Annotated in this window: 18 protein-coding genes; 8 read left to right on the top strand and 10 right to left on the bottom strand. The window is 39.5% G+C overall.

The window, feature by feature from the left end:
• Window positions 1-49: 49 nt before the first annotated feature.
• Complete coding sequence (locus tag ACRD64_RS02955; protein WP_430931673.1) at window positions 50-3,088, bottom strand: DUF5060 domain-containing protein; 3,039 nt, start codon at window positions 3,086-3,088, stop codon at window positions 50-52.
• Window positions 3,089-3,477: 389 nt separating this feature from the next.
• Window positions 3,478-4,962, bottom strand: coding sequence for a peptide MFS transporter (locus tag ACRD64_RS02950; RefSeq protein ID WP_430931672.1), 1,485 nt, complete (start codon window positions 4,960-4,962; stop codon window positions 3,478-3,480).
• A 190-nt stretch (window positions 4,963-5,152) separates the two neighbouring features.
• Here ACRD64_RS02950 and ACRD64_RS02945 point away from each other — a divergent pair, with 190 nt between their 5' ends.
• From ACRD64_RS02945 to ACRD64_RS02930, 4 genes are all read left to right on the top strand, one after another.
• Window positions 5,153-6,676, top strand: coding sequence for an NAD(P)H-hydrate dehydratase (locus ACRD64_RS02945; RefSeq protein WP_430931671.1), 1,524 nt, complete (start codon window positions 5,153-5,155; stop codon window positions 6,674-6,676).
• A gap of 29 nt (window positions 6,677-6,705) precedes the next feature.
• Window positions 6,706-7,815, top strand: coding sequence for a DUF4831 family protein (locus ACRD64_RS02940; protein WP_430931670.1), 1,110 nt, complete (start codon window positions 6,706-6,708; stop codon window positions 7,813-7,815).
• Between the two features lie 442 nt (window positions 7,816-8,257).
• Window positions 8,258-8,665: an ACT domain-containing protein gene (locus ACRD64_RS02935; RefSeq protein ID WP_430931669.1), complete on the top strand. Its 408-nt coding sequence runs from the start codon at window positions 8,258-8,260 to the stop codon at window positions 8,663-8,665.
• Between the two features lie 127 nt (window positions 8,666-8,792).
• Complete coding sequence (locus tag ACRD64_RS02930; protein ID WP_430931668.1) at window positions 8,793-10,253, top strand: aminoacyl-histidine dipeptidase; 1,461 nt, start codon at window positions 8,793-8,795, stop codon at window positions 10,251-10,253.
• A gap of 138 nt (window positions 10,254-10,391) precedes the next feature.
• On the opposite strand, the gene ACRD64_RS02925 is transcribed toward ACRD64_RS02930, so the two are convergent.
• The 6 genes from ACRD64_RS02925 to ACRD64_RS02900 all read right to left on the bottom strand — a co-directional run bounded on the left by ACRD64_RS02925 (window position 10,392) and on the right by ACRD64_RS02900 (window position 17,345).
• Window positions 10,392-11,348, bottom strand: coding sequence for an LPP20 family lipoprotein (locus tag ACRD64_RS02925; RefSeq protein ID WP_430931667.1), 957 nt, complete (start codon window positions 11,346-11,348; stop codon window positions 10,392-10,394).
• Window positions 11,349-11,361: 13 nt separating this feature from the next.
• Entirely contained in the window at window positions 11,362-12,747 is a 1,386-nt protein-coding gene (locus ACRD64_RS02920; RefSeq protein WP_430931666.1) for a hypothetical protein, read from the bottom strand.
• A gap of 56 nt (window positions 12,748-12,803) precedes the next feature.
• Window positions 12,804-13,898 (bottom strand): alanine racemase, encoded by a 1,095-nt coding sequence (locus ACRD64_RS02915; RefSeq protein WP_430931665.1) that lies wholly within the window; start codon window positions 13,896-13,898, stop codon window positions 12,804-12,806.
• Window positions 13,899-14,027: 129 nt separating this feature from the next.
• Entirely contained in the window at window positions 14,028-14,513 is a 486-nt protein-coding gene (locus tag ACRD64_RS02910; protein ID WP_430931664.1) for a DUF4625 domain-containing protein, read from the bottom strand.
• 4 nt (window positions 14,514-14,517) lie between these two features.
• The gene (locus ACRD64_RS02905; RefSeq protein ID WP_430931663.1) at window positions 14,518-16,908 is read right to left on the bottom strand and encodes a TonB-dependent receptor; all 2,391 of its coding nucleotides are present in this window, start codon (window positions 16,906-16,908) and stop codon (window positions 14,518-14,520) included.
• Window positions 16,909-16,982: 74 nt separating this feature from the next.
• Window positions 16,983-17,345, bottom strand: coding sequence for a hypothetical protein (locus ACRD64_RS02900; protein WP_430931662.1), 363 nt, complete (start codon window positions 17,343-17,345; stop codon window positions 16,983-16,985).
• 77 nt (window positions 17,346-17,422) lie between these two features.
• Here ACRD64_RS02900 and ACRD64_RS02895 point away from each other — a divergent pair, with 77 nt between their 5' ends.
• Window positions 17,423-18,658, top strand: a complete 1,236-nt coding sequence (locus ACRD64_RS02895; protein ID WP_430931661.1) for an NAD(P)/FAD-dependent oxidoreductase — start codon at window positions 17,423-17,425, stop codon at window positions 18,656-18,658.
• A 108-nt stretch (window positions 18,659-18,766) separates the two neighbouring features.
• Window positions 18,767-20,029, top strand: a complete 1,263-nt coding sequence (locus tag ACRD64_RS02890; protein WP_430931660.1) for an arginine deiminase family protein — start codon at window positions 18,767-18,769, stop codon at window positions 20,027-20,029.
• A gap of 205 nt (window positions 20,030-20,234) precedes the next feature.
• On the opposite strand, the gene ACRD64_RS02885 is transcribed toward ACRD64_RS02890, so the two are convergent.
• Together ACRD64_RS02885 and ACRD64_RS02880 are read right to left on the bottom strand one after the other, a co-directional pair.
• Window positions 20,235-21,476, bottom strand: coding sequence for a serpin family protein (locus ACRD64_RS02885; RefSeq protein ID WP_430931659.1), 1,242 nt, complete (start codon window positions 21,474-21,476; stop codon window positions 20,235-20,237).
• Window positions 21,477-21,549: 73 nt separating this feature from the next.
• Window positions 21,550-21,921 carry a hypothetical protein gene (locus tag ACRD64_RS02880; protein ID WP_430931658.1) on the bottom strand — a complete coding sequence of 124 codons (372 nt, stop codon included), beginning with the start codon at window positions 21,919-21,921 and terminating at the stop codon, window positions 21,550-21,552.
• A gap of 383 nt (window positions 21,922-22,304) precedes the next feature.
• On the opposite strand from ACRD64_RS02880, the gene ahpC reads away from it, so the two are divergent.
• Both ahpC and ahpF read left to right on the top strand, forming a co-directional pair.
• The gene (gene ahpC / locus ACRD64_RS02875) at window positions 22,305-22,868 is read left to right on the top strand and encodes an alkyl hydroperoxide reductase subunit C (protein WP_430931657.1); all 564 of its coding nucleotides are present in this window, start codon (window positions 22,305-22,307) and stop codon (window positions 22,866-22,868) included.
• A 166-nt stretch (window positions 22,869-23,034) separates the two neighbouring features.
• Complete coding sequence (gene ahpF / locus ACRD64_RS02870; RefSeq protein ID WP_430931656.1) at window positions 23,035-24,594, top strand: alkyl hydroperoxide reductase subunit F; 1,560 nt, start codon at window positions 23,035-23,037, stop codon at window positions 24,592-24,594.
• Window positions 24,595-24,995: the final 401 nt, after the last annotated feature.

Raw genomic sequence — 24,995 nt, 5'->3', positions numbered from 1 at the left:
CGCAATAAATTAGGATGACAACACCGTTTTCAACACCTACACACCTAAACTAATGCGACTTTACCAGAACAACCCAATCTTTTCCATCTTTATCAGGAGGATTTCCCAAATCTACATCTTTACCTGCTTCAACCTTTTTTCTACTTCCTTTTTGAAGCTCTCCTCCTGTTCGAGGATTAAACCACATTACACTTAACTTACCCGTGGCCGCTGACAAATCCACTTTTGAAGTTCCTTTTTTTAAGAAGAAAACATAGATTTCCCCCGGCTTGGCAAAAGCATAATCACTTTTGGCAGCTACTAATTCGTCATGGCTTTCCATTTCCCAGAAAGGAATTTTGTTATCCTGGAAAAAATCCAATGCTATTTTCCCTTGATCCCAAAATAAATCACGGCTGGCATAATCCTGGCAAGTCAAATCGCTATGTGCGTGCTTGTAACCGAAATACCATTCGGTACCCCAGCCTCCCGCCATAAACGTCCCCCAAAGCCCGTTCATACGGGCATTATTGTGTTCCGGATTTTCGGCATCCGGCAACAAAGAATGCTGTGCATCTCCTGGCTCGTCACAGGCCACGGCCCATTGTTTGCCTGCTTTTTTCGATTCGTTGATCCATTTCAGAACCGAACCATGCACATTACTAAAATCAGCTTTGTTGGTTTGTACCGAAGGCCCCGTCAATGGGCAATCAGGCCCAAGCATGTCGTAAAACGGATTTCCGTTATGGATTACGATATGATGTTTATACGGATCATGTTCTGCAAAATAAGCAGCCATAGACCAACGTTGCCATTTAAACTGAGGTGCAGTTCGGTTGTCCTTTACCCAATCTCCGCTTTCTTCACAAAGGTTCCAATTTAAGGCCAGGTGGTGCCCAAAACGAGCTATTAACTCGCGGTAGTACAATTTACTATTGGCACCTACTCCTCCATTATCCAACAACCCCTGGTTTTCTACTTCTAGCGTTTTAAAATGAAGAAACATCCCTAGGCTATCGGCGTGTAAAAACAATACTTCCCACTGGTCCATTTTGGAGCAATCGATCCTATCATAAGTGTCGTAATTTATATAAGGAAAAACATTTTGGTCGTCACCTTTAATATTGTTGGTAATAAACGAGAATGCATTCATTCCCTTTGAAGCCAGATAATTTACTGCACCAATGATATCTTTCCCCTTTCCATCTTTCCAGGTTGGGTCACCTTTGTTCCAATGTTTCTCGTGTGCTTCCCATGTTTTTACCAGATTATCTTTGTGTCCGTCATTATGGAATGTGCCATCAAATTCTTCGTATGCCAACATATTTTCCGGTGCATCGGCACCCACTTTCAAGAAATATTCTCCCGACCCGGCAAACTTAAGGTAACGATTGCCGACATATTGCAGGTATCCCTTACTTCTGAAATCCCTTCCTGTTTTATCTGTTTCCTCAATATCAAACGAACCAGAAGATTGATCCATATATTCACCGCTAACCCCTGTCTTTTCCTTATCGCTTACTGCAACAAAACCGCCTTTGCGGAAGTTGACCGTGTAATCCCATTTCCCCAATTCATCAGGAGCAAAATGTACTCGCCACTTATTACCTTTAGTCGAAGAAGTGTTGCCTGCATCACCATCTGCCGCAAAATAACCTGGAACTTTATATTTCTTGCCGCTTGCTTCGTGGGTAAAAGTTACATCGAAACGGTAATGCATGTATGGATTAAATTTATCAGTTTCTGAAGTTTCCGGCCCATCAAAGGTTAAGGTTACTTTATGCCATCTTTTCAACTCTCCTGTTATGGCAGGTTTAACATTGCTTACTTTCTTTTTTCCTTTATAAGCAAGCGGACCAGCATTAGCAGCTGTTGAATTTCTGTCAATCGCCTTTAGTACCTTGTCCGATTTTCCAAGTGGCACAAAAGCAACTCCCGACCAGCGAGCTCTGCTAAACTCTCCGTTAACACTTCCTACTTTTGCTTTTACTGTCACTTTATCTCCCCTATTGACAGTTACATTTCTCCAAACCTTACAATATTTAGCTGATTCTTCGAAAGAGTTAAGACTTAAAGGAGGCAAATAAGTACCTACCTTTTTATCGTTAATTAGAAGTGAATATTCCGAAGAACCATCATTTTCTCCAACACCTAAAAACACCACATCAAAAGTTCCGTTTCTACCCTTAAACACTCTGGTAGTCATAGCTTCTTTTGCTTTATCTGGGTTAATCGCCAACCAATTTTTATCTACATAATAGCTGGTTCCTTCAATGGGGAAATCAATTGCTTTAAGCACAGCAACATCACTTGTGCTTTGAGCAGCAGCAAGCGTTACAGACCTTTTTACCATCAAATCCTCATTAACAACAGGAAATGGTTTAGGCAAGGTTCCGCTACTCACCAACACTTTTGGCCCTTCATCCGCATTAGGAACATAGTTGATATCGTTGGTAAGGATGAACTTATCAAACTCAAATCCATCTTCCCGCATGCTAAATGCAACTTCGTGTTCTCCACTTTTATCAATATCCAGATAAATGAAGTGAGGCACTCCGCAATGCTGTTTTTCGGTACGTTGCTTGCTTTCCCAATGCCAGCTATGCTTATTGGTGCACCATTGCAGTCTTTGCCCTGACTCTGGCCACTCCCCATCTAAACCCACATGCAATCCATTGTCTTCACTACCTGTACTATAAGCTCGCACCCACACGTAATACCTACCTGTTGTTTTGAAGTTTACCTTATAATGAACAAGCGCCATTTTACCCGCTTCACCACAGAAGTTCTCATTAGGAATTAACTTATCATCGTGCGTTACACGCGTATCAGGAATTATTTCGATGTACGAATTATTACTGGCACCTTTACAATGCGGATCATCATCATCTCGACCAACTTTGGGCCAAACGTCTTTTTGATACATATACCACTGACGTAAATCATTCTTAGATTGTCTGTAGAAATATTCGGCTTCCACCGCCACAAGGCCGTCATTTTCCTGAAAGATAACATCTTCGGTTACGATGGGTTTTGTCTGCGCTAATGAACTTAAGGTAACAAAAAGCAAACATGCTACTATAAATTGCAGATATAATGTAGATTTCATATTTATTTTAATTTATGATTAAAAAAATGACAGCATAAATCTAAGTCAATTTATATCTAACACATAGTAAAATTGCCCCTATTTTGGGGTGTAAAATAATATCTACCTATCCACATATTAAAAACGAAAAGCCCACTAAGATCAATCAGCAGGCATTACAATACTGCAGTCTTTGGTTGCCGACTGCAGAGTGAGATAAAATAGGCGAAGACCTCATCATTCATGTGATATGCTAACGCCAAACCAAATGTACAAACGACAACATGTTTGGATCAGAACCTACAAAAAACCAGAAGTCCACAAGGGTACCCTTGTGGACTTCTGAGAATGTTGTTATTTTTAGTATAATAATCTGTAAAGGTTATTTAGGACCAATCAAATAAATAGATCTATTCAATACCGTGCAATAACTTACGCAGCCAAGGCGATAACAATGCCACCAATAAACCAACACCCACAGCGGTGAGCCCCATTGTGCTGTACACATCAATATAAGTGGCCAAACTGTCCTTAGTAGAAGCCACAATGGCCTCTCCACCGGATTGCCCTTCTGAACCTGTTAACGTAGCCAAAATACCTGCCACATAGTTGGAACCTGCAAACGACAGGAACCAAACCCCCATCAATGTGCCGGTTAGCTTAGCTGGAGCTAATTTTGTAACCATTGATAACCCAATTGGCGAAATAAACAACTCGCCGGTGGTATGCAACATATATAAAAATGCTAATGTCCAAAGAGGCACCTTATAATCTACCGCAAAATGATTTCCAATAATAACTACCAGATATCCTAATCCAAGTTGAATAATACCTAAACCAAACTTCAATGGAATGCTTGGGTTTTTGCCAATCTTAGTTAATTTTGTCCACATCATTGAAAACAATGACCCGAAAAGAATAATATAAAGAGGGTTAAAGAACTGCGTATTACCGGCTGTTAATTCAAAGCCTAAAACATTCCTGTTTACATTAACGTCCGCAAAAACGGTCAACGAAGTTCCTGCTTGCTCAAACAATGCCCAGAAAACAATATTGAATATACAAAGGATAATAAAAAGAATCATCCTATCCAACAACACCTTACCTTCTTTAATACCTTCTTTAATTAGATAGATGATAGAAAATATGGCAGTAGCTCCAAGAATAATTCCAACTATACTGTTTTCGTTCACCAAAAGGTAAATCAAAGGAACAATAGCAAGGGATAACACATAAACCAAGTATTCTTTCGAGATGATTCCTCCCACTTTCTTCTTCAAATCTTCAGGGTTTGGTGGCAATGCCTTTTCAATGTAGTATTTTTGTCCCAGGGTAAAAAAGATAAGTCCTAGCAACATACCAATGCCAGCTAACGCAAATCCGTAATGAAAGCCGTAAGTTTCGCCGATATACACACATACTGTCGTTGCCAGCAGTGCACCAATATTAATCCCAATATAAAAGATCGTAAAACCCGAATCCCTGCGTTCATCGCCATCTTTATAAAGTTTTCCTACAATACTTGAAATATTAGCTTTAAAATACCCGTTACCCACAATCAGTAAGCCCATACCCCAGAACAAGGCATTAGGAGTTCCGCCCAGAATAACAAACTCACCAACAGCCATCAAAACGGCTCCAAATACAACAGCTTTTTTGTATCCTAAAAGAGTATCGGCTATTTTACCACCAAGAACGGGCGCCAGGTAAACCAAAGCTGTATACGCCCCATAAATTAGGTAGCTTTCCGATTGTTCAATCAACAATACTTTTAACAGGTACAGGGTCAATAGTCCTCGCATACCATAATAACAGAAACGCTCCCACATTTCAGCCATAAATAGGACAAATAGCCCAAACGGATGCCCTAACAGTTCTTTTTGATTTCCATTCATCTTTAATAGTTCTAATTATTTTATATTGTTTATGTACTAAACGTGATTCTTACTTATATTTGTGAATACGCACAAATGTAAAAAAAAACGAGGCATGAATATAGTGCTTTTTCTCATGTTACAAAGTTTAAATTGTTTTTTTACCTTTTTAATGGAAAAACCAAGGGTATTAACTAAATAAATATAAAAAGTGAAAATATTGACCCCTCAACAAATTAGGGAACTCGACCAATTTACCATCGACAATGAGCCTATAGCCTCTATTGACTTAATGGAACGGGCTGCTCAAAGCTGCATGGATTGGATGGTCTCTAATATTGATGCTACTTCGTATTACGTTTTTGCCGGTACGGGCAATAATGGTGGAGATGGTTTGGCTATCGGCAGAATGTTAGACGCTTTTCCGTTTAACAAGAAAGTTTTTTTGATTCAATTTTCTGATAAGCTTAGTAAGGATGCCAATGCTAATTACAAACATCTGCAAAAAACTGATGCCAATTGCCTTCAAAAAATCGAGTTTTTAAAAGATATTGATTTCGAAAAAATTGAGCCTGATGCCATTATTATTGATGCCATTTTTGGTTCCGGCTTAAATCGTCCTGTTGAAGGATTGGCAAAGTTGGTGATTGATAAAATAAATCAACTTCCCAATAAAATTATATCCATTGATATCCCATCAGGCTTGCTTGCCGAATATGATGAGGATCATACCAACCAGCAGTCTATTGTAAAGGCAGATATTACATTAACTTTTCAAATGCCGAAATTGTCTTTTCTTTTTCCGGAAAACAGCGAATTTGTGGGTCAATGGCATGTGTTAGATATTGGTTTGCTTTCGGAATATATCGAAGAACAACAAGACTTGCACTTACTCGTGGAGAAGTATTTTATCTCTTCTATTCATAAATCCCGCCCCAAGCATAGCCATAAAGGAAATTTCGGTCATGCTTTGTTAATTGCGGGAAGTTACGGTAAAATGGGAGCCGCAATATTAGCAGCTAAAGCTTGCCTGAAATCAGGAGTTGGTTTGCTGACCGCCCATGTTCCGCATTGGGGCTACAATATTATCCAAACCGCTATTCCCGAAGCCATGACCAGCATTGACCGCTCAGAAATGATTTTTACCGAATTTCCCGAATTAAATGGATATAACGCCATAGGCATCGGCCCCGGACTGGATAAAAAGAGAAACACTGTTTTGGCATTTGAAGAGATGCTGGATAAAATTGAGGAACAAACACTGGTGGTGGATGCTGATGGATTAAATATACTGAGTGAAAACAAAAAATTGCTCAATAAGCTGCCCCAACATACTATTCTTACCCCGCATCCAAAGGAGTTTGAACGATTGGCTGGTTCCTGGAAAAATGATATGCACAAACTTAAATTGTTAAAAGAATTTTGCCAGCAAAACAATGTAATCACGGTTTTAAAAGGTGCCCACACGATCACCTGCCTTCCCGATGGTAAATGCTACTTTAACAACACCGGTAATCCGGGCATGGCAACTGCAGGAAGCGGAGATGTATTAACCGGCATAATTCTTGCCTTATTGGCGCAGCGTTATTCACCGGACAAAGCTGCCATTATGGGCGTATATGTGCATGGTAAAGCAGGGGATATAGGATTGCGACACGAATCAGAAGAGTCATTGCTAGCCTCTGATATAATAAGTTCGCTGGGAGAAGCGTTTAAGAGAGTACGATTGAAATAAGAGATTAATATATTTAATAAGTATACCAAATGATTAAAATTAAAATAACACCATTCATCCTGATAGTTGCTTTTTGCGCAACATCAGGTTTGTTCGCGCAGAAAAAAGGAATTGCGCAGGTTGAGGTTAAACCAACCGCTGAAGTCTCCGATGCCACTGCTGAGTCGTTGACCTATATGTTGCCCCAAACAACCATTAAGGTGGATATTGAAATGGAGAAAGTAATTAAAAAAACAGGGCCATATTATCGGTATTCGCAACGCTATTTAAATCTCAACAATGTAATAACCGAAGATGACGAAGAATGGGTCATTAAAGGAGTAAGCATAAGTACCCAAGGGAAAGCGGACGAAAGCAAAAGGTTTAGTATTTTTACAACGGGTAATACTTCTGCTCAAATGCTCACTTTAACTCCGGATGGAGTTTTAGCCGGTATCAACAACAGCTATTCCTTCACGACCGAAGCACCTCACACTGCCACCATATCTACTCCGGCTCTGGCAGATATAGATTTTGACAATGTTGCTTTAAACGAAGAGTTATTATATAAGACCTCTTCTGCAGCTATGGCTCAGGAAGCCGCCAATATGGTTTATCGGTTAAGGACTACCAGAACCGACTTGCTTTCCGGAGAATTAGAAAATTTGCCACCGGATGGTGAAGCCTACAAAACAGTTTTAAAAGAGATAGAAAAACAAGAAAAAGATTTCGTATCGCTTTTTGCAGGTAAAACCGTTACGGTTACTTTAACCCGAAGTTTTGAAGTAACACCTGATCCGCTAAGTAGTTATGAAAATTATGTTATATGCCGTTTCAACCAACAAAAAGGCTTAGTGGATGCCATGGATATTTCAGGAACACCTATCTATTTAAAGCTGAATATTGAGAAAAGAAAAGAATTGAAAAACAATATTACCGCGCCATCGAAAGAACCCGTTAGAAATGGTTTATTCTACAATATACCAGCGGATGCTACCGTAAATATTGTTGATAAAAATATCTCAATTGGTTCTAAAGGCGTGAAATTAGCCCAATACGGTCAGGTTATTTCAATGTCGCCATCGATACTTGCCAAAGAAGGTGTGGTGATTGAGGTTTGTCCGGTTACAGGGGCACTTTTGTCAGTTTCCAGTAAGTAATCCGACCGGCAATAGTCATAACAAAGCCTCAAGGGGACTAGCGCATAAGCAAGGCATCCGAAATTAAGTTTATGAAAAAACTTACAATTTGTAAGACTTGCTGTTAATTACAAATATTTTTGGACACCCCCGTTTCACCATGCAATTCAAACCGACGTATCACATATCTAATTCATGATAAACAGTGACAGTGCATTGGAAATTTAAACCTGGATTATGTATTAGAGGTACGTAATGAGTATTTAAAATACGATAAAACAAGGAGTTTCTGAAACGAGGCATAGCACCGCTCTGGTGAGTTGAAGCAACTCCGTGAAACGCCTTGTTTTGAAGTAGTTTAATTGCGCAACAGGATTTCTAATGCATATTGTGGGTTAAATGATGATAAGCAGAAGAAATTGTTCTTTTGGAAACGGTAAAGGTGACAAAATCAAAAAAATTCATGACAGGAGAAACTAACTTATCTGTTCTTATAAAAGGGATGACCCCCATACTCCATCCAGGCGAATACGTTTTCGTAACCATTAAGGATTTAAACCGGATAAACAGAAAAGACACGATATGCGAGTTTAAAGAAAAAGAAGGAGTAACAATTGTAATCAATAGAATTAAAGCGGACGAATTAGGTTTCAGCTATGATTTTATTGCTTCCTGGATTACACTATCTGTGCATTCTTCATTGGAAGCAGTTGGACTGACTGCTATTTTCTCTGGAGAGTTGGCAAAAAATAATATTAGCTGCAATGTAATTGCAGGTTATTATCACGACCATATTTTCGTCGACAAGGAGGATTCTGTTAGAACCATTGAGGTTCTAACAAACCTATCCAGGAACTTTAAGGAAGAATAATTGTCAACAAGAAGCCTGATAGTTATCACATACTATCCGTTTCTAATTGGTTATTTTAGCGAAAATTAATTAACAAGAACCTCCGTGCCTCAGTGCCTCAGTGTTCGTCATTTCAAATATTACATTCATGAGCAACGAAATATCAAAACTGGAACCCATATCGTTATGGGAGAATTTTTATGCGCTAACACAAATCCCTCGTCCAAGTAAAAAGGAAAAACAGGCAGCCGATTATGTGATGGAATTCGGAAAGAAACTTGGTTTGGAAACTATTGTTGACGGTACTGGCAATGTGGTAATAAAAAAGCCGGCTACACCAGGAATGGAAAACCGTAAGACCGTTGTTTTACAAGGACATGTAGATATGGTGCCGCAAAAGAACAGCGATAAAGTTCATGATTTTGAGAAAGATCCCATTGAAACCTATATTGAAGACGGTTGGGTAAAAGCCAACGGAACTACATTAGGGGCCGACAATGGAATAGGTGTAGCGGCAGCGATGGCCGTTCTGCAATCTAAAGATATACAACATGGACCCATTGAGACCTTATTTACCATTGACGAAGAAACAGGAATGACGGGAGCCTTTGGCCTGGAAGCTGGAATGTTGGAGGCCGATATCTTAATCAATATGGATTCCGAAGATGAAGGTGAACTCTATGTGGGTTGTGCCGGTGGATCCAACGCTAATATGACATTTAACTATAAAGAGGTAGAACCTGATGCTGACACGGTTGCTTTTAAAATTTCACTGACTGGTTTAAAAGGCGGTCACTCAGGAATGGATATTGTATTGGGTCGGGGAAACGCCAATAAACTGATGTTCCGCTTATTAAAAGAGGTAATTGCAGCTTATGGTGTTCGTTTGGCCTCCATCGATGGAGGAAGCTTGCGCAATGCCATTCCCCGTGAAGCCTTTGCGGTGGTTACCGTTCCTGCCAACAATGTTATAGAATTCTCCGAAACCATTGAGGAATTTGCAACAATATACCAAAGCGAATTATCGGCTACCGAACCGAACCTATCTCTGATGGCTGAAAAATGCGATATCCCGGCCACATTGATGGATGAGCTTTCGCAAGATGATTTGGTCAATGCCATCCAAGCGTGCCCCAACGGAGTGATCCGTATGAGCGACAGCATGGAAGGTCTGGTAGAAACCTCATTAAATCTGGCCATTGTAAAATCTGAAGGAGGAAAAACCAAGGCCATGTGCTTAATTCGCAGCTCTGTGGATTCTGCCAAGGAAGACGTGGAATCAACGTTAGAAAGCTTATTCCGGTTGGCCGGTGCAGAGGTCGAATTTAGTGGTCAATATCCGGGCTGGAAACCAAATCCCGATTCAGAAATATTGACTGTGATGAAAGATGTATATCACAAGGAATATGGAAAGGTTCCGGAAATAAAAGGAATACATGCTGGATTGGAATGCGGAATACTGGGCGCTGTTTATCCAAATTGGGATATGATTTCATTTGGCCCCACCATCCGTTTTCCACACTCACCTGATGAAAAAGTGAACATCGAAACAGTAGAAAAATTCTGGAAGTTTTTGGTGCAGACATTAAGAAATGTACCTGTTAAATAGTTTTGTTTCCAACAGAGCATGCCATCGAGAATTGCGCAAAAGTTAAAAGGCATCGAAAATAGAAGCCTCTTATCTTTTGCGTAAATAGTTATTTATTCATACTTAATCGTATTTATTTGATTCTTTATGAAATACTAGCTAATCAACCAAAACCACACTACCCGCCTTTTGTTGTTCAATTACCTTTCTCACATACAAGTTTCTGGTTATCTGGCGCCCCAGGTTAACCAAATCAATTTCAACGGTCAGGGTTTGAGATGAGGTTGCCTTGCCTTGCGGTAGTTCCGGCATTTCTACCCTACCCCGATCGTCCGATTTCACATGATCGTTTACCAGATAGCCACCTGAATATTCCAGTCGTACCGGACAGTTGCGTACCCTTCTCCCCTTATCATCGCATACCAAAAAGAAATTAGATGTATCCAACATGGATACATCGGAAATCAGTCGAAAACCGTTCACAATGTCACTCATTTCGGTACTAGATTCCGAAGCCAAATCCACTTGTTCTCCTTCCACCTCAGTCGTGGTTGATTCATTTAAATATCCGCTCAGCGCATCAATCGACTGTGCAAAATGTTCTATTGCCGGCATATGGCTTCCCTTTTCGATCAATTCAAGCCCCGTTAAATATTTTTCAGAAGCCAACTTCAATGCTTTTCTTTTTCTTTGTTCTTTTATCTCCTGGTATTTCTGTTTCGAAAGGCGATAAAAGATGTACACATTTGACAGATCTTCCCATTCATCCACATATTCGTATCCCTCCAAATATTCTGACGAAGTAGATTTAATCCTGTTTTGCAAATATTCATGTACCCCTTGTTTATCCTCCACCTGATAAAACACGGCCTCCGCTTTAATCGTCGAGTTAATCTGACTCGAAATATCGGCCAAAGCCCTCTCCTTGGCCTTATCTTCGTACAGCATTGGCGATCCAATCTTAGGCGTTATTCCTATACCATAATAGTAATTTGGATTTACAGGCCGCTCTTTCAGCCATGACGGTTTAGTTTGCTCCAATAACTCTGCTTGTTTTTTGGTACCCGAACAAGCAGAAAGCAATGCCGCAATAAGCAGTATTAAAGTAGTTCGCATGTAACTTTTTTATTTAGTTCTCTGGCTTATAGTTAATAATCTCCCCGGTAATTTGCGCTACGCAGTTATCCATTAAAGTATTCTCTAATTCCGTTAGTGTTTTTGCTGTTTTATGGCTTTCAAAAAGCTGGTGTAACTTATCCACACTAATCGCATTATCATATACCTTATCTGTATCATGATCTTTGGTTTGATATTTCCATGTACCCGGAACCAATTCCTTGTAGTCTCCTTCAAAATCGGCATACATAATAATATCAGTCTCTTCTTTGTTAAACACATTTGAAACCGCAACTTCATCCCGATCCCTCCTTTTCATTGAATAAGACACCGTCAGGCTTGCTTTGCGCGTCAGGTTATATTCGTAGTACTTCACCTTATCGTATATGGTTCTTTCCTTTGTTAGCTTGGTAGTTGCATCCTCATATTTTTCAACCCGCTTCAGATATCCCCTTTTTTCGGTTTTCACCAGCCGTCCATTATCCCTTGAATATTTTTGTACATATGCTTCAAATAACGCCTTGGAATCGGGAATGGAGACTTTGCTTTCCACGCCCTTTGTTCTATCCAATAAAAAAGCCTTAAAATTATTGGTACTGGTGGAAGCGGAAGATCCGGCACCAACAACCTCGTAGAGAGGCGAGTTAATATCGTTAATTCCTTTAACCACTTTATTGTTTAACTGACTTGCAATAGTTTTGTAAGATGAAGAATTGGTGTTAACCGACGATATATATATCGTAACCTTGGCATAATCCAATGACTTATTCATCAAATCAAGGCTGTTTTGATAGGTGCTAACACCATCAATAATACCCTTAAAAGTATAATAAGCCGAACGATACATATTGTTATTCATCTGTTCGTTTCCCTTCCTATATAAAGGCTCGTATTTGGCAACTACCCATTTACTTTTAGCATCCTTATAATTCCCGTTAATAGACAAAATTTCGGAGAACTGTTTCTCAGAACCGGCAAACTGCTCTAAACTAAGTGCTTTCACCGCATTTCCATACAGTTGGTTCAAGTAGGTATCTTCAACCTCTTGATAATAACTTTTTTCCTCCTCGGGAAAAAGAAGTTTAATGCCTACCCCTTGTAACTTTTTATAATAATTTTCGGCAGCACGGTAGGCATAAACGGCATCTTTTGCACTTCCGCTTTGATATTGCGCTTTGAAGTTTTCGATTTTATCTTCCAGAACTAATTGTCCGGTGCGCTGAAGCCCTAATTTGGCATCAATATTATTGATGTTTTTGCGCAGGGAACTAAAATAATTATCGGCCGCATCGGCATAAAGACCCGAGTTTTCCAGCAAACTTGCTTTTTTTACATATCGCTTACTGGCACATCCACCTACAATAACCATCAAACAAAACAGAAGTAATAATTGCTTCATATAAATATCGTTTATAAATAAATTAATCTTGAATAAAACAGTTCCTCAAGCTACTTCTACTTCATCATTTCGATAAAGTTACCTTCATTGCTTAAAAACTGTTTCATTAAATGAGCTGTCAGACATGAGTGAACCGGTATTATACCAAGCGTATCACCCGGTTTAATCTGCTCCAGGACCTCTTCACCAACAGAAACTATGCCGTGTTCCTGCGATATGGACCTGACCTCACCCACCACCTGTCCCGTATCCCATTCCAGGCCATTCAACTTAACCACTTTCCCATAAGAAGTAACTCCACTAGGTAATTCTACCCAATCCTTGGAAAGGTGCACTGCCCCTGCATGCATAACTATTTCTTTTCTTTGTGGATGTACAGCCAGTACAGGTGCAGCCAAACAAACCGCTACATCACTCATTTTACAACTACCTATCTGAACCTGGGTATAATCGTAAAAAACGAAATTACCAGGACGATATTCATCCATGCCATAAAAATTGTTGTAAATAGAACAACTCGGCGTGTCGCCCCAGGAAAGTTGCATCAAGGGAAACTCATCTTTTAAAAACGTTTTTATGGCAAGTATTTTTTCCAAAGCAGGTTCAACCATATCCTCTAATTGCTCCTTGTTACGGGCATAGTAAGTGTTACCCGCATGGGTCAAAAAACCTATAAAAATTAACTTCGTGGTATCTTTTAAACAACAAAGTATTTTTTTAATCCCTGATAAGTCACTGGCATTAATACCTGTACGATTATATCCGGTATCGGCCTTAATAAAAACGCCCACCGGATTTTTCAAAGTCTTTTCCAGTTCTTGTATGGTTTCGTCATCTTCCACCAAAATATTCAGATTGATGTTAGCGGACAACTCGTTGATCAGCTCACTATGAATCTTGGTACAAGTCAATGCAACGGTAATATCCTGCCAACCTTGTTGCGCAAAATATTTGGCCATTGTAAACGAGGATACGGTAATCCGCTCCACACCTACTTCCCGAAACCAACCTCCAATTTCAGCGGATTGATGGGTTTTGAAATGTGGCCTAAAGTCTCCCCGCCATCCTTTAACACGCTCTGCCATCTTTTTAATATTGGCCTTACAGATGGAGGTGTTTAGCAGTAATGTTGGTTCTATAATTTGATACATAGCCTTTCGTAATTGGTTGCTCAAATATAATCAACCCTCCTTATTATTACAAAGATAAAAAGGGATGAAACAAATTGTATAATACTATCCGAATCATCCCTTTATTGTTTCAACTAGAACGTTTTATCATTACTCTTCGTGCTCAATTTCTATTTCAATAAAAAACTCACTTTGATTCCCTGCTGCATCCAAGCAATAAACACCAAGGTGGTAGTGACCTTCCGCAACTTCTTCGCTGACTCCTTCGTGAAGTATCGTTACAGGAATAACCATTTCCTGATGGCTTACCGAGGCAGTACTCAAACCATCTTCAAAAGTCCATGTATTTTCATAATCCCAGGCCTCGCCATGATCTTCTTCTGCACCTGATTTTAATTGAATGGCGGAATGCGCATGACTATCAAAAGCACTATGGATATCTACTTTGTAGGATGCCAATTCATCGTTATCTGAAAAATTACATATAAATTCAATTTTATCTCCAGGATGAAAAGCTTCACCATCGACAGGCTTCATCAATTCAATGGTTGGTTTTGTTGTATCTACTTCATCGCTGCTGCTACAGGCAACAAAAACAAAAATAAATATGGGTAATACAAATAATATTTTTTTCATTCTTCTAATTTTTATGGTTAAAAGGAACTTTAATCAACAATTGCAGGTTTCTGCCTTGTTCCGGTATTTCAATTCTTCGGTAAAAACTTATATGATTGAAGTACTTCGTGTTTAAAAGATTACTGCCTTGCAAAACGAGTTCTATCATTTGTTTGCCAACCCAAGCTTCCGTTGAAACTCCAGCCCCTCCAATGATATAACCGTTTGTTTCTTCCTCGTTATTAGATATTCTGCTTTGTTTTAAAGCAAAACGACTATTCAAAAACAAACGAGTGTTTCTTATGGATTTACTTTGTCTGAATATTTTGCAATCCACTTCGGCAAAACCATTAAAGGGTGGCGTAAAAGGTAATGGATAACGTTCTTTTTTGCTGTCCGAAATCCTTTGATTATAGATATATTCTAACGTTACAGAGGAACCTAAAATGCTGTTAAACCATTTTTTCTCCAGGCTAAACTCCACACCCGAAAGCATTGCTTTTGTTTGTGAATATCGATAAATCTGTCCCGCATGTGGAAGCTTGCTAAACTCACCTGTTGGCTGGAGGTACAGATAGTTGGAGAAATAATACAAGTACGGACTTAGTACCAGCATCCAAATTTTATTGTCCCATTCCAGGTTAGCATCTATGTAATATCCTTTCTCCGAACCTAACTTACCATCCCCTTTTTCATGCCTAAACGATCCATGATGTACCCCATTAGCGCCCAACTCGATTGGAGTTGGCATCCTGAAAGCAGTTCCCAGATTCATCCTGGAAATCAGTTGATCGTTTGGCTTATAGACCAACCCAACCAACCAGCTTATATCACCAAAATCCTTATTCAGGTCTGTGCTACGCTGAGCATACAAAGCAGCCTCCTCATTTGAATCACCTTTTGATGTCAGATAATCAAACAAAATATCGTCGTAGAATCCATGGGTTTCAACCGAACCATAATCATATCGGAAGCCTCCGTTCAGTTTCAGTCTATCGTTTAAAGGATATTCTGACTGAACAAAGCCGCCTAAGCTATAGGCATCATACTGAGGCAACAAATAATTATACCCCGTCACATCATTATCCTTTAACTGATACTGCAGGCCCAAGCGCAATTTACCCAATGCCGAGGCGTTTAATTGGTATTTGACATTTGCACTATAGGTCTTTAAACGGAACTCTAATTCCAGATCTTTATTCGTTTCAGGTGCGGTCTGATTTGAATAATGCGTATGGAAAGTGCTCCATTCCTGCCTTAAGTTATCCTGCAAACCCAAATAAAATGCAAGGTCACCATTGCTTAGGAAAAACCTGGTTTGACTGAGCACTTTTAAATGATTGGCTTTCTGATATGGATAATCTATATTCCTATAATCTCCGTCATGTGCTACCCTTTCAATCTTAGGCACCCCATGTGCACCCTGAAAAAACCCTGACTTTTGATAAACACTACTTGCGGAAACCGTTGTTTTATACTTTTCGGTTATTCTGCCTACCAAAACCGACAAGTCTTTTTCTTCACCTGCCGTGTTCTTAAGCCTATTATTATAGATCGGAATATCCGTTTCTAAATATCTAATTTTGACAGAAGGGATTCGGTAGTCACCATAGTCCTGAGCCGAGGCTCTAGCCTTAAAAAAATATTTATCCGACCTACCCGTCAGCGACAATGATCCTCCATAGTTATCATTCACCGATTTCCCGATTAAAGTCACATCGCCCGAAAAAGAATGTTTAGTCGGCAGCTTGTTATTGGTAATGTTTATATAACCACCAATGGCGTCGCTACCATATTCCAAACCGGAAGCACCTTTAACCACCTCTGCCATTTCAATGCTAAAAGGATCCAGCTCCAGACCATGATCGGCACCCCACTGCTGTCCCTCCTGTTTAACACCGTTCTCGCTTACCACAACACGGTTAAAGCCCATACCCCTGATAATTGGTTTAGATGCATGGGCTCCTATATCCATTGCGTTTACACCGGGTAATCGTTCGATGGATTTAATAAAGGTTCCCGTTTGATTTTGCGTAACAAAATTGGCATTTACAACTTCGTTTTTCTTCGACTTGGTTCTACTAATACCATTCACAACTACGGCTATTTCCGTCATCAACCGGTTGTCTGGCTTCAACAAAACTTCAACCTGAACATCTTGCGTAACAAAGAAAGATGAGTCTTTTTTATGGTAACCGACAAACGAAAAGGTAATATTCACCTTTCCTTCCGGCACTTCGTGTTCAAAACCACCATTACTATCTGTTACATCACACATATCGGCATAATGCACATGACAACCAGGCAGAGGAATACCCTCTTCGTCATGTACAACACCTGTAACAGAATACATTTGTGCCCTACTGGTCAATGCGAAGCACACAAGCAGCGAGCACATTATAATGTACTTTCTCACAAATTATTTTGTTAAGATAAAAAATGTCTGCCTACCAAAAACAGGTAAGCTAAGCAGAGATAATAAAAATGCAATTAGGTCAGGATGAATAATGGTGGACCTCTGTGTTTAATTGTCTGATGACTGTTACAGTAAACAAATTCCTGTATCTCATTATTAACAAGCTCCATATAATAATTAGCAACACCAACTAACTCTATTTTCGCAGCTTTATTGAAACTAGCAAACTCAAACTCACATACCGGACAAGCTTTTTTTGTTTCAACCGGATTATTAAAACTATTGAAATCATTGTATTTGCAATGGTGATGCTCGCAACAATGGGATTCATTGGGAGCCTGCCAGTGATGTTGTACCACGTGCGTTGCCTGATAAATGCTTGGAAAAACAAATATCAACACAAACAGTATTGATGTGAAAAATTTAGCTCTCTTCATTGGGCGACAAAAATACATGGAATAAACACGTGACAAGAAAAAATGTTGTTTTTTTTTCTAACATCCAAAACAATTCCATGACCAGAACATTATTATTAATTCATAACTTTATAAACTTCTATACCAAAAACACACGTAAAATGATTGTGAAGGATTTTATCATAATTGGAGGAGGAATTGCTGGTCTTTCTGCTATAAAAGCTATTAGGGACGAAAACAATTCGGGCTCTATACTTTGGATTACGGACGAAGATAGATTACCCTACAAAAGGACAAAAATCAATAAACATATAAACGTTGGGTTTTCTAAGGATGATTTCGCCCTGATTGATCATGATTGGTTGGTTGACAACCAGGTTGAACTATTGTTTGACAAAGTTGAAAGCATTGACACCCATAAGCACGAGCTTTCGTTTCTGCACAGAGGAAACCTGAGATACAGCAAACTTATTGTTGCTACAGGAAACAAACCTAAGCATTTACAGATTGAAGGTATACCCGATGACATTGTTTTTAACGTGCATACAGCACGACAAGTTGATAATATTATTCGTTCCGCATCATCTTCAAAATCATACTTAGTAGTTGGTGCCGGCGTTGAAGGCGTCGAAACAGCCGATCAGTTGGCACAAAAAGGGAAAGAGGTGATTTTGGTAGACCGAAACCCCATTGTGCTGCAGCGATTCCTTACGCCAAAATTTGCCGATTTATTACAGGATTCTATTCGTAAAGCCGGAATTCAATTGATCCTGGATGCCAGAGACTTAAGGTTTATAGTTGATAGATCAGGGAATAACCATATTCAGATCGACCACCGGCAATATAAATGCGACAGGATAATTTCTACCATTGGTTATACACCAAATATTGATTTGGCCTCTGATGCTAATATCAAATGTAACTTTGGAATTTTGGTGGACGAACACCTTCAAACTTCGGCCACTGACGTTTATGCTGCCGGCGACGTAGCTGAACATACCCAGGGGATTGTTACGGGTTTGTGGCACGCGGCCGAACATCAGGGAAAAATTGCAGGGATGAATGCTTGCGGAAAAAAAGAAAAACTGGTATTAAAACCTTTCCGGATGAAGACCGAAGTATTTGGTGAATACTATTTTTCGGTTCCTCCACTGGGAAATAATTTGGAATTGACCGAAGAAAAGAATGGTGATAAAGTAAGGGATATGTACTTTGCAAACGATAGGCTTGAAGCTCTATTAATGAAGAACGATGGAGAACGGGCCAAAATGTACCAAAAAGCACTAATGGAAAAATGGAGCTTACATAAAATAAAAAACGAACTTCCTTTGTAGTCCTGTTTCACGTCAGCGGTCACTCAACATATTTGGTGTAATAAATCATCGTTTTGTTATTTTAAAATCCTTATTTTCGTCAGCAATCCGAATATAACAATTTAACATATGACCGAAGCCATTCATACCGGGGTTTATTCCGAAATTGGGGAAATAGAAGGCGTTATACTGCATACACCTGGCAGCGAAGTAGAAAACATGACGCCAGGAAATGCGGAAAGAGCATTATATAGTGATATTTTAAATCTTTCCGTGGCAGAAGAGGAGTACCAGCAATTAAGTCAGGTATTAGCCAAAGTCACCAATACTTTTCAAGTCAAAGATTTATTGACCGAAATACTCAATATCCACGAAATTAAGGATAGCCTGGTTTCAAAAATATGCAAAGCCGAAAATGTTAAACCCTTAAAAAATTCGTTACTTAAGCTAAGACCGGAAGAGTTAGCCCGGCAAATTATTGAAGGGGTGCCACTTAATAAAAATACGTTAACTGGATTTTTGTCGGATGAAAGAAATGCTTTACGTCCTTTACACAATTTCTTTTTTACCCGCGATGCTTCCATGTCGGTGTACGATCATGTTTTAATTGGGAGAATGGCCAACAAAGTCAGAGAAAGGGAAGCCATGGTGATGGAGTCTATTTTCAATCACTCGTCTAAATTAAGTGGAAAAACACTCAATCCGTATAAATCGAAACAGTACCGGAAAGATATATCCATTGAAGGGGGAGACGTGCTGGTCGCCCGCGAGGATATATTAATTATTGGAACCGGCATTAGAACCAGTACTCAAGGCATTGACTATATCATCCGACAAATACAAAAGAACAAAGGAAAGCATAGCGTTGTGGTACAACAGCTACCATCAAAACCCGAAAGTTTCATTCATCTGGATATGGTGTTTACCCTGCTCGACAGGGACAAGTGCATGGTTTACGAACCTGTAATTATGCAACCCAATAAATACCAAACGATATTAATTTCTATTGAAGATGGCAAGGTAAAAAACATCGAAAAGCAGACTAACCTGGTGCAATGCCTGAATAGCCTAGGCATGCCATTAAAGCCCTTGTATTGCGGTGGACGGAAAGACATCTGGATTCAGGAGCGGGAACAGTGGCATAGCGGGGCCAACTTTTTTGCCGTCGGCCCGGGGAAAGTAATCGGCTATGCGCGTAATGTATATACCATGGAAGAAATGAACAACAATGGTTTTGAGATTATTCCGGCCATGGATGTCATCGAAAATAAAACCAACTTATCTGATTACGAAAAATATGTGATTACCATCAGTGGTGCCGAACTGGCACGAGGTGGTGGCGGCGCCCGTTGTATGACCATGCCGTTTAAAAGAAAACGAGTGGAGTATTAGTCATGTGATGGCAGCAAATAACCGTACAACGGTAACGAATAGGGATATTCATACTTAAACAGACAGGGATTCCAGGATAAAATTAATCATGCAAAACTGATCTCAAAACAAATCCCCATCCCACGTCATTGACATGGTACTTCCCGTGCTATCAGAAGCAAAGGGAAGATCCTCTTTTTTTTTCCTACAAGCTAAATGATAACAACTATTCCGGCTGCATACACCTGCCCATGAATAAAATGGTATTGGTATCTTTTTCGGTAATGGCGAATATAAAAGGTCGGTCTGCCGAGAAATGAATAGGCTGATTAGGACCAACGGATGTAAATGCGATTTCCACACTTGTTACGGCTGCTGCTTCTGTTCCTTTTTCATCTACCTCGATGAAGGTTTTGTGTTTTACCTTTGATATATAAATTCCGCCTCCCTCTAATATACCCGAAAAATCCGCCTCAAACTGATCAAAAGCCAAAGACATTCCCATATTTATCAATGGCTTATTTAATTGATAATCTCCTTCAATCTTAAATTTTGGGAAGCCCAATACAACTGTACGTGCGGTTAAGCTATTCATCCATAAACTCCAGCTATTATCATTGGTAGCTTCAACAATATCAGCTACTGTTTTACCGGTATTAGGCTTTAGTACTACCATATTAAAATGGCCGTTGCCATAAGGCATTTCAACCATCGAAAACAAGTCGTTTTGCGCATAACCTAAATCAGCTTGTTGGTGCATCATATCTACTTTTGTTTCAGCACCTGTTTCAGTATAAAATGAGGCTTCCTTTGTATCACGCTTATCGAACTCGTTTTGCCACTCCCCATAAAGATAAATGGCATTGATCAGGAACATCACATGTTCAGGAGTTACCTGATCTACTATTTGAGGAATTTTTCCATTAGTAGTATCATCTACCCAATTATTGATCGTTTTTTTTGCTCCTTCGGCATCGGAAAAATCAAGGGCACTGACCTCGGCCTTAAAATATTCTTGATTCACTTTTATAAAATCGGGAAGAACAGTGACATCATCCCTGTACCAAATGCTGTTGGCAATATCCAGCGTAAGCTTATTGTCTGCATTTCTTAAAACATCTACCAGCTTTTTCTGATATTGGTTAATTTCATCACCCAGGGATTCATCAAAGGCCAGAATATTGTTCATTTGGGTTAAAGTTTCTCCTTTAGCTCCATTACGCGTCATGCTCAAAGCCTGAAATATACTTAAGGGAGAAATTAAGGCATTCTCACCTTCTTCCACGTCCTGAAGAACTTCTTTAAATATATTGGCTCCAAAAGTATTTGATGATTCTACCAAAGAAGCCGATTTTAAATCCAGCTCAATAGGTGTGTATTCGTTATTATTTTGCGGGTCGTCACTTTTGTTACAAGCTGCAAAACTAAGTGCAAAAAAGCATATCAAAATACGCACAAAATTTCTCATGTTAAGTTGTTTTTAATTTTGTTACGATATGATGATGGAGGATTATTGAAAAGGTTGCTTCCCTAAGGTTAAATTAACTCTTAACCCATTCCAACGCTGCTTCAAAAGTGCTAAATGCTTTGTGTTGCATTTCGGCATGAGACTCTTCAAAAAGCAATAAAACCACGACATTGGGCGTATCTAAAACAACTCCGAGTTTTAAGTTTTCAAAAACATCAATGTTCGCTTTATAAAATTCGGCTATATCCTGCAACTCATTTATCGTCGCATTATTTTCACACGCAGTAAAATCGGTAACGATACCCTTTAATCCGGCATGAACCAAACCTTTCTCTATGTCCGTTTTCCACGAATTAATCACATCTTGCATAACAACACTTCCCCTGAAAGATCTGATTAAAACAGAATCATCTTCAACCAAAGTATGTTCCACATGATATGACATAAACGTTTTTGTTTGACACTAAGTAGTGTAAAATTAATTATTCATCCAATGAAGTATGATAATAACATGAATTAATAGATGTACTTATCACTTATAGGGACGAACGGCCTATCTGCTGTGATTAAAGTAAATTAAATATTTTTTTACGTAAACATACGAACTAAACCATTAAAAATCGGGGCACATATGACGGTTCTGTTTTAACGGTAAAAAAAAATATCATATCCAACAGTACAAAACGAATTTAACATACTGATTTTCTGATTGTATAAATTTTATATATGCCCCAATAGAAACAATCGATTTGATTGATATTGTAATACAGGCTACTTTTGAAATCAGAAAATAATAAAACAATTATTCAAATATTAAAACGTAACATTATGTCACAAATTGGAAAAGAGATTGTAGATTTTGAAGTTCAAGCCTTTGTAAATAACGGATTTGAAACTGTAAAAAAAGAAGACTTAAAAGGTAAATGGTCAGTTTTCTTCTTCTATCCTGCGGACTTTACCTTTGTATGTCCAACCGAGCTTGAAGATTTGGCCAACAAATATGATGAGTTTAAAGCGGCCAATTGTGAAATATATTCGGTGTCCACGGACACTCACTTTGTTCACAAAGCATGGCACGACACTTCCGATACCATTAAGAAAATCAAATACCCGATGTTAGCGGATCCAACAGGGGTGCTTTCAAGAGGCTTTGATGTAATGATTGAAGAGGCCGGCTTAGCCGAAAGGGGTACTTTTATCGTAAACCCCGAAGGTGGAATTGTGGCCTATGAAGTAGTCGCCGGTAACGTAGGCAGGAATGCAGATGAACTGTTACGTCGTTTACAGGCTCTACAGTTTGTTGCCGAGCACCCGGCGGAAGTTTGTCCGGCCAAATGGGAAAAAGGAAGCGAAACACTACAACCAAGCATCGATTTGGTAGGTAAAATTTAATTTAAAATTGCATCGCAACTTTATTTTCTAGTCCACAGATTATGCAAACTAAACAGATTGAAAACTGCGCAATGTTTATATTTTCATCAAAAAACAAATCTGTTCAAACCTGCTTAATCTGTGGATATATGACCAACAAAAATACGACCATTAATCTATACAAGATATGTTAGAACAAGCTTTAAAAGATCAGGTAAAAGGCTTATTTGCCAATCTTAAAAACGAATATACATTTAAGGTTGAATCCAACCCCACCCACCCCCATAAGGATGAACTTGTCGGTTTACTTCAGGAAGTTTCTTCCTGTTCCGAAAAAGTAAATCACACCGTAGAAGATGGCGAAGGTTTGGCTTTCACTATTCTGCAAAACGGAGATGCCTCTTCGGTAGTTTTTAGAGCAGTACCTACAGGACACGAATTTACCACCTTGCTGTTGGCCGTTCTAAACATGGATGGCATTGGCAAGAATTTACCCGACGAAACATTAATGAACAGGATGAAGGGTATCAAAGGAAAAATTGAGGTAAAAAGCTACATCTCACTTAGCTGTACCAATTGCCCGGATGTTGTTCAGGCCTTGAATATTATTTCGATGATGAACCCCAATGTACACCACGAAATTATTGATGGGGCTATGCACCAGTCAGAAGTTAGCCATCTGAATATCCAGGCTGTTCCTTCTGTTTTTGCAAACGGAGAACAATTTCATGTGGGAAGGTCTACGTTAGGGGAACTACTTGGAAAACTGGAAGAAAAGGCAGGCACCGAATTTAAGGCAGCATCGGTGACCGAAAAACAGTATGACGTCATTGTCGTGGGAGGTGGACCGGCAGGCGTATCTTCGGCAGTTTATTCTGCCCGCAAGGGATTTTCAGTTGCCATAGTAGCAGAAACGGTAGGTGGTCAGGTTACCGAAACCGTAGCCATTGAAAATATGATATCCACTCCTAAAACTACCGGTAGTCAACTAACCGCAGACCTCAAACTACATTTAAACGAATACCCCATTGATGTACTGGAGAACAGAAGAGTAGAAAAAGTTGAGTTAGTGGATGGTGTAAAGCAAATCAGCACATCTCTCGGCGAAAAGCTAAGTACCCCGGCAATGATTATCGCTACTGGCGCAAGCTGGAGAAAACTTAACGTTCCCGGCGAAAACGAATATATTGGTTCAGGCGTTGCGTTTTGCACACACTGCGACGGCCCTTTCTACAAAGGCAAAAGAACCGTTGTAATAGGGGGCGGAAACTCCGGATTGGAGGCCGCTATCGATCTGGCTGCCATTGCAACAGAAGTAACCGTACTAGAGTATATGAACGAACTGAAAGGGGATCAGGTTCTGCAAGACAAGTTATCTACGTTACCTCATGTAAAAATAATTACCAATGCTGAAACATTAAGTGTTGAAGGGGACGGAAAAAAGGTAACCGCCCTGAAATTCAAACATCGTGATAGTGGCCATATTGAAAACATTGACACAGACGGGGTATTTGTTCAAATAGGACTAAGAGCCAACAGCGAAGTGTTTTCGGAAGTTGTTGAAACAAATCGTGCAGGGGAAATAATGATAGATCAAAATTGCAGGACTGACATACCCGGAATTTATGCGGCCGGCGATGTGTCGGTGGTGCCTTTTAAACAAATTGTAATTGCCATGGGCGAAGGCGCCAAAGCTGCATTATCGGCGTTTGACGATCAAATTAAGGGCTTGCAATTGGCAAATTAATTGTCAGTATTCCATGGTTAATTGTCAGCGGTAAAGCAATTAATGAAGAAATGCAGACATCCGTGCTGTTATACCTAACTAAGCTTGTACAACGACAGATGCATAATGATATGAATATTCGATTCTATTAAAAGATTAACAAATCCGTCAATGTTGTTCACAAAACAAAGGACAAAGATGTCTCGCTTCCTTCAACCTGCAATATGCATTAGAAAATCTATTACACATTGAAATTGTTTCAAAACAAGACACTCCGCTGCTTCACTTCAACTCACCATAACGATGCTCCCGAAAGTAATCGGGACAAGTGATGCCTCGTTTCAGTAATGCCTTGTTTTATTGCACTTTCAATGTTCACCACGAAGTTCTAATGCATAATCCGGGTTCAACAAGACTCTAAC

It is taken from the genome of Saccharicrinis sp. 156 (genome assembly GCF_050589685.1).
Classification (GTDB): domain Bacteria; phylum Bacteroidota; class Bacteroidia; order Bacteroidales; family Marinilabiliaceae; genus Saccharicrinis.
Note: the sequence above shows the minus strand (reverse complement) of the source record. Positions and strands in the feature narration are given on the sequence as shown.